Source organism: Campylobacter concisus, from assembly GCF_902460625.1.
GTDB lineage: Bacteria > Campylobacterota > Campylobacteria > Campylobacterales > Campylobacteraceae > Campylobacter_A > Campylobacter_A concisus_AD.
Window position 1 is genome coordinate 1 of record NZ_CABPUT010000009.1, and the last position, 6,511, is coordinate 6,511.

At 35.8% G+C, this 6,511-nt stretch carries 6 protein-coding genes and 6 tRNA genes; all 12 read right to left on the reverse strand.

What is annotated here, in order from left to right; genetic code table 11:
• Nucleotides 1–131 precede the first annotated feature (131 nt).
• The 12 genes from F3G69_RS07180 to F3G69_RS07235 all read right to left on the reverse strand — a co-directional run bounded on the left by F3G69_RS07180 (nt 132) and on the right by F3G69_RS07235 (nt 6,408).
• A tRNA-Glu gene (locus F3G69_RS07180) sits at nt 132–206 on the reverse strand.
• 8 nt (nt 207–214) lie between these two features.
• Nucleotides 215–290, reverse strand: a tRNA-Lys gene (locus F3G69_RS07185).
• A 121-nt stretch (nt 291–411) separates the two neighbouring features.
• Nucleotides 412–488 (reverse strand) — tRNA-Asp (locus tag F3G69_RS07190).
• A gap of 8 nt (nt 489–496) precedes the next feature.
• Nucleotides 497–572, reverse strand: a tRNA-Val gene (locus tag F3G69_RS07195).
• 18 nt (nt 573–590) lie between these two features.
• A tRNA-Glu gene (locus F3G69_RS07200) sits at nt 591–666 on the reverse strand.
• Nucleotides 667–679: 13 nt separating this feature from the next.
• A tRNA-Lys gene (locus tag F3G69_RS07205) sits at nt 680–755 on the reverse strand.
• Nucleotides 756–1,338: 583 nt separating this feature from the next.
• Complete coding sequence (gene rpsR, locus F3G69_RS07210) at nt 1,339–1,599, reverse strand: 30S ribosomal protein S18 (protein ID WP_021091467.1); 261 nt, start codon at nt 1,597–1,599, stop codon at nt 1,339–1,341.
• A gap of 15 nt (nt 1,600–1,614) precedes the next feature.
• Nucleotides 1,615–2,172, reverse strand: a complete 558-nt coding sequence (locus F3G69_RS07215; protein ID WP_087580575.1) for a single-stranded DNA-binding protein — start codon at nt 2,170–2,172, stop codon at nt 1,615–1,617.
• A 13-nt stretch (nt 2,173–2,185) separates the two neighbouring features.
• Nucleotides 2,186–2,605, reverse strand: a complete 420-nt coding sequence (gene rpsF, locus F3G69_RS07220; protein ID WP_087580576.1) for a 30S ribosomal protein S6 — start codon at nt 2,603–2,605, stop codon at nt 2,186–2,188.
• Between the two features lie 77 nt (nt 2,606–2,682).
• A complete protein-coding gene (gene holA / locus F3G69_RS07225) occupies nt 2,683–3,681 on the reverse strand; it encodes a DNA polymerase III subunit delta (protein ID WP_149714838.1) in 999 nt (332 codons plus the stop codon).
• Nucleotides 3,674–5,593: an RNB domain-containing ribonuclease gene (locus F3G69_RS07230; RefSeq protein ID WP_149714839.1), complete on the reverse strand. Its 1,920-nt coding sequence runs from the start codon at nt 5,591–5,593 to the stop codon at nt 3,674–3,676. The genes holA and F3G69_RS07230 overlap by 8 nt, the downstream gene beginning before the upstream one ends.
• Nucleotides 5,590–6,408 carry an HDOD domain-containing protein gene (locus F3G69_RS07235; RefSeq protein ID WP_149714840.1) on the reverse strand — a complete coding sequence of 273 codons (819 nt, stop codon included), beginning with the start codon at nt 6,406–6,408 and terminating at the stop codon, nt 5,590–5,592. Before F3G69_RS07235 ends, F3G69_RS07230 begins: the two co-directional genes overlap by 4 nt.
• Between the last annotated feature and the right edge of the window lie 103 nt (nt 6,409–6,511).

Consider the following 6,511-nt stretch of genomic DNA (forward strand, 5'->3'; position numbering starts at 1 on the left):
GCACAATATTATAAAAATTGATTTTTACGTTTTTAATAGCAATTTGCCAAGCAAATAAGTATACATTTTTAAGAAATTTTCTATAAAAATTTCTGTGTAGCAAATTAAAAAGAAAAAAAGGATTAGAAAAATGGTGACCCATACGAGACTCGAACTCGTGTTACCAACGTGAGAGGCTGGTGTCCTAACCGCTAGACGAATGGGCCAAAATGGATGGTGCCCCGTGTAGGCCTCGAACCTACGACCCCATCATTAAGAGTGATATGCTCTACCAACTGAGCTAACGAGGCAAGATTAAATAGTAATAATAAATCTTAAAGTGTTATCTTAGAACTTATAATCTTAAAATTTAATTTGACACTCAATAATGGGTGCTCTATGAGACGCAACCTTAACCTAAGGTTTAATAGATGGCGCAGCGGACGGGGCTCGAACCCGCGACCTCCGCCGTGACAGGGCGGCATTCTAACCAACTGAACTACCGCTGCACCTAAAATGGTGGTCGCTATAAGACTCGAACTTATGACATCCACCTTGTAAGGGTGGCGCTCTACCAACTGAGCTAAGCGACCTAAAATTTAAAAAATATCTGGCGACCCTTAGAGGATTTGAACCTCTGTTTCTACACAGAGAAAGTAGAGTCCTGAGCCACTAGACGAAAGGGTCATAAACCCAAAAATGGTGTCCTGCGTTGGATTCGAACCAACGGCCCCCTCATTAAAAGTGAGATGCTCTACCGACTGAGCTAGCAAGACATTTGTTTAAAAAAGAATTGAGATTATACAAAAAACATTATTACATGTCAAGAAAAGGATGTTTAAAATTTGTTTTTAGCTAACATGGTTGCATGGTTAGGTTGGTTTGGTATCAATAAGTTTTCAAAATAAAATATATTATAAAGCCCACTTGTAAGATATGCGGACACCAAATGGATGAATATTGGATTTACTAAGACATGTTTTTATTATAAAGTTTTTCTATATTAAGTATCTTACTTTTTAGCCTCATGTGGACAGCTATTGCCGCACAATAGATGATGCGTGATTCGTGGTAAAAATTGTGAATAATATGGATCAACGATATTGATTGTACATATGGCTAAATAAATTATTTTGAACTAATAAATTGATGCTATAGAGTTATTTAAAGACAGTATATATTTGAGATATCCACCTGAATAAATTCTAATTGCCTCGTGTAAGTTAAACCAAAATTATAGATAGTGCTTGAAAAATATTTTAAACTGCAGTCAATAAATAAAAATCTATAAGAACATAAATCTAGGATATTTAAGATTAGGATTAAACCCCATTAATAGGGGTTTAATAAATTAAACAATTATAGTCCATCAAAAGGATTTGAAACTACATCTTTGCGATCTACTATGTAAGGTATAATAGCTGCATGACGAGCTCTTTTGATCGCTTTTTCTACCATTTCTTGATGTCTTTTTGATGTGCCAGTTAAACGTCTTGGCATGATTTTAAATCTCTCTGATAAACAATACTTTAAAAGAGAAGTATCTTTATAATCTATAAAATCAATTTTTGCTTCTGTAAATTTGCAATATTTACGTGAATATTTTCTTTTTTCTGCCATTTTCTATCCTTTAAATTAAAACGGTATTTCGTTGTCGCCATCAAAATTATCGGCGTCAATGTTTATATCAGGGATTTTCTCCTCATAGTACTCTTCTTGCACTTTTTTATTTTGTGGCTGCATTTGCTGTCTTTGTGGTGCTGAATTTTGATATCCAGTATTACCATAGCTATTATTTGAACCATTATTTCGTTGTTGTGAGTACGAACTATTTTGATTAAATCCACCTTGACTTTGTCCATTAGCTCCGCTATTTCCGCCAAGCATCTCCATATTTTCAACTACGATTGAGTGCTTTGAACGGTTTTGTCCATTGTTGTCGGTCCATTGATCAAATTTTAATCTTCCTTCAACCAGAAGTTTAGAGCCTTTGCTTAAATATTGATTTGCTATCTCAGCTGATTTGCCAAAGAACGATATGTCAATAAAGCATGTCTCTTCACGTTTTTCGCCGTTAGTATTAAATTTTCTAGTAACAGCAATACCGGAATTTCCTATAGCAGATCCACTAGTAGTGTATCTTAGCTCGATATCTCTTGTTAAATTCCCAACCAGTACTACTTTATTGAACATTTTTTATCCTTGATTATTCTTCTGTAAAAGTTTGCTCGTCTACTTTTTCAACTCTTGGCTCACGCGGTACTCTTGGCTCACGAGGCTCTTTTTTTATAGTTTGTTTGATACCTTTGCAAAGTCTTTCCCAAGCTGCGATTTCGCGTTTATTTTCATATTTAACGCTTAAAAATCTTATGATATCTTCAGTGATCCTTACATTTCTTGTAAGTTCTGCAAGAAGCGCTGGTGGAGCTTTGTAATAGATAACAAAGTATGTTCCACGCTCGTATTTTTTGATAGTGTAAGCTAGCTTTCTAGTACCCATCTCAACAACAGTAGCGATCTCGCCGCCGTTTTTTGTTATAACTTCTTTTACAAAGTCAACCTTAGCTTTAACTTCCTCTTCCGTTAATGTCGGCTTAAGAATAAATAAAAGCTCGTAATGTTTCATTTCTTCTCCTTATGGATATTTAGCTCACTTTGTGAGCAAGGATTTTGCTTTAAGCAAAGGTGGATTTTAGCTTAAAGTTACTTAATGTTTGCTGTTGATATGAGATGTTGTAAATTTAAAATAGTTGATAATACAAAAATTTCTTTATCCATTTTTGTGTTTGTTTTTAGCTCTAGCTCGGCTAAATTTAGCGTTTTAAATATTTCCAAATAGGCGTTTAAATTTAGTTTCAAGCTATTTGCTTTTAATAAATTTGCGACGTTTACAGGCGGTTGATAACCGATTGCCTCATCTAAATTCAATCGACCATTTATCTTAATGTAAGAGTAAATTTTAAATAGCCTAAAAAATGATTTGTAAAGCGAGTTTAGAAGTAAAATTTCATTAAAATTTGGATCTTCTAGATAGGTAAAAAAATCGTTTTTTATATCTTTTAGAGCCATAAATTTGTTAAAAAAATCGTCAAAATTTATCCCACCAAGTCCAAAAACTAGCCTTTTTACATCATCTTGTTCGATGTGTGTGTTTAGGCTTTTTAGCTTTGTTAGCTCACTTGCTGCAAGGTATAAATTTTCATTATGGGTAAAATAAAGCTCATAAAGTGCGTTTTTGGTTATGTTTAGGCCTATTTTGGCTGAGTTTTTGGCTAGTAAATTTATCGCTTCATCTGGGTTTGAGGGCTTAAAAAATCTCGCAAAATTTGTCCCAAAAGCCTTTTGCGTATCAAAAACTAGTTTCATATCGGCCTCATAAAGCTCAAACAAAAAGTAGTTGTCCTGGCTTTTTGAACAAAGCAAGATGAGCTCTTTTAGCTCTTTTGCTGGGATCTTTTTGTCACTTTTTACATAAAGGATATTTTTACCACCAAAAAGTGACTGCTCGCTTAGATGAGAGCTTGCCTGGGTGTAGTTATACTCGTCAAAATAAAGGCTTAATAAATTTGCATCTTCGCTTGCATAAAAGCTCAAAATTTCCTTGCCAAAAAGCTCGATCTGAAACTCGTCCGCCCCAAAAAGCAAGAAGTAGTTGCTTAAATTTGCATTTGCTAAATTTAGCTCCAAATCTTTTCTATACATCGATCTTTCTTACCACTTTTGCAAAAATTTTAGCGCTCGCGATGTCGGCCTCTGTGATCTTTACGACAAGCTTTTGAAGTAAATTTGCGCTGTATCCAGTGATGAAAATCCTAGCTCCAACAAAATGATCATCAAGCTTGGCAACCAAGACATTTTGGTTTTCGCTAACGTAGCAACGCACCTCTTTGCCGATATTTGCGGCTGCCCAGCGTGCAAATTTCCTATCCATAAAGTCGTAGGCTACCTTGTCGGCCTCTCTTTCAAGCTCGCTTAAGGTTGCGCATGTGCTTTGGATGTTTAAAAGTAAGAAGTTGTAAAGCTTCTCATCTTTTGAAATTTTAGCCTTTAAAAGTCTGTGTAAAATAAGGTCAGAATAGCGTCTAATAGGGCTTGTAAAGTGTGTATATCTGTCAAATCCAAGCCCAAAGTGGCCTAAATTTTCACTTGAGTATTCAGCCTTTTTTTGTGACTTGATGATGAGCTTGTCTATCTCCTCGCGGTTGCCCATCTCATCGGCCTTTGCTTGGATCTTTCTTATCAAATTTGCAAGGTCGCTCTCGTATGTAAAGTCAAGCCCCAAAAGCTGCAAGTCTTCAAGCAAGGTATCTATCTTTTTAAAATCAGGCGATGCGTGGTTTCTAAAAACGCCCTTTGTGATGAGCTTTGCAGCAGCTTTGTTTGCTAAAAGCATGCAGTCTTCAACAAGTCTATGCGAGTCGGAGTCGCTTTCAAATCTGGTTTGTGAAATTTGACCCTCTTCATCAAGGCTCATTCTAAGCTCTTTTGTCCTAAAGTCAAATGCGTGCAAAAGCCTTTTTTTGCGAAGCTTTGTGGTGAGTTTAAAAAGTGGCTTGACCCATGAAATTTCGCACTCTCTTTTACCCTCTAAAATTTCATCTATCTCATCGTAGTTAAAGCGCCTTTTTGAAAGGATAATCGCTTCAAAAAGCTCCTCTTTTTTTACATCATTGTTTGCATCAAGTGAAATTTTAAAACAAAATGCAAGACGCGGCACGTCTGGCTTTAGCGAGCAGATATTTTCACTTAGCGCGCGCGGCAACATCGGCACTGAGATGTGCGGAAAGTAGATAGAAAAGCCTCTTTTTTTAGCCTCGCTATCGATAGCATTATATGCGGTCACATACTCGCTTACATCGGCGATTGCTACGTAAATTTCACGCTTTTTCTCATCAAAATATATGGCATCGTCAAAGTCCTTAGCATCGACTGGATCGATCGTGCAAAAGTCTAAATTTCTTAGATCGACCCTGTTTGGATACATGCTAGCATCGACTTCATTGCCAAATGCGTTTGCTTCAAGCTCGCAAGCCTCGCTAAATTTATCGTTTTTATTATAAATAGCAAGCGAAATTTTCTCGTCGCTTAGCGGATCTTCTAAATTTCCTAAAACCTCGACTATTTCGTTGTTTAGGTTATTTATCTTTAGTAGCGTCCCAAGTGGGAGCATCTTTAGGCTTTTTTGCGTTGCTTTTAGGGTTGTGCTTAGCCCAGTTTTTAAATTTACCCCTAAAATGGCCGCCCCAAAGCGTTTTGTATAGACCACGCTAGTCTCATTTGCAAGCTTTAGGCTCATTACTATCTTAGCGCTTTGGCGTTTTTTCTTAAGTGGCAAAAGCTTTGCAAGTACGATATCGCCAAGGTGAGAGTTGTTTAAATTTTTATTTTCAACGATGATATCTTGCTTGAAGCGCTTGTCAAATGGCATGATAAAGCCAGTTGCGTTTTGGCTGATGTCTAGCTTGCCGCAGACATAGCCGTTGTTTAGGTAAAATTTATCTTTATGTAAGCTTACGGCACCAAGGTTTAGGAGATTACGTAAGATCTCTTTATCTTCGTTTGATATCTCTTTTTCTTTGATGCCAACTAGAAGTGATGTTAAAAATTCTTTCACAAATTATCTTTGACTTTAGCGACAGCCATTAAAAACGTATCATGTCCAAAGCCGTATTCATCAAGAAGAGGTAGGGTATTTTGTATGCTTATATCATCAAGTTGATTAAAGATATTTACGGCCGTTTTTATCACTTTTAGGGCTTTCGCGTAATCTTTTATATGATCTGGTGCCTCTTCTGGATTATTTGAATAGAGTATCGAGCTACTAAGCTCTGTCTCAAGGTTCCATTGTTCAAAAATTTTAGCTGTAACTTCTTCATTTGACATATCTAAAATTTCTGTTTCAAATAGGGCAAGATCAATTGGGCTAGATATATTTTTAAGTTTTTCTCTAAATTCGACGTCTTGTTTATTTTCGGCTAATTCGTGAGCAAGAACTATCTTGCCAATCTCAAGCATAAATGAAGCTGGAGAGAGAATTTCTAGACTTTTAGGATTAACTTTAGAATGCCAATTGTACATCAGTGCATTTTGTATTATCGAGATATTTAAAAAATCTTGTGTAGTAATGCCATAAGGCTCTAAATTTATAGAAAAGCTCTTTTTAATCGTACTTGAAAGTGCAAAACCTCGAATGGTAGCCATACCAAAAAGAGAAATAGCTCTTGCTATGGTTGTGATCTCTTGAGAAAACCCATAAAGTGGAGAGTTTGCTGAACGCAAGATATTTGCTGTTAGCATCGGATCCTTTTCAACCACTTTTGTAAGATCACTTATTGAGCTATTTTCGTCCGCATGTAAGCGTTGAATTTGTATAACTGTGTCATCTAATGGTGGAAGTGCTTTGATTTTTTTAAAAATTGATTCATTCATTGAGTTATCTCTTTTTTTGAAATTTCAGCGTATTTTATCAAAATAAATTATCATAAAACTTAAAAAGAGTTTCTATATATTTCAGCCGAATTTTTGCTGGCTA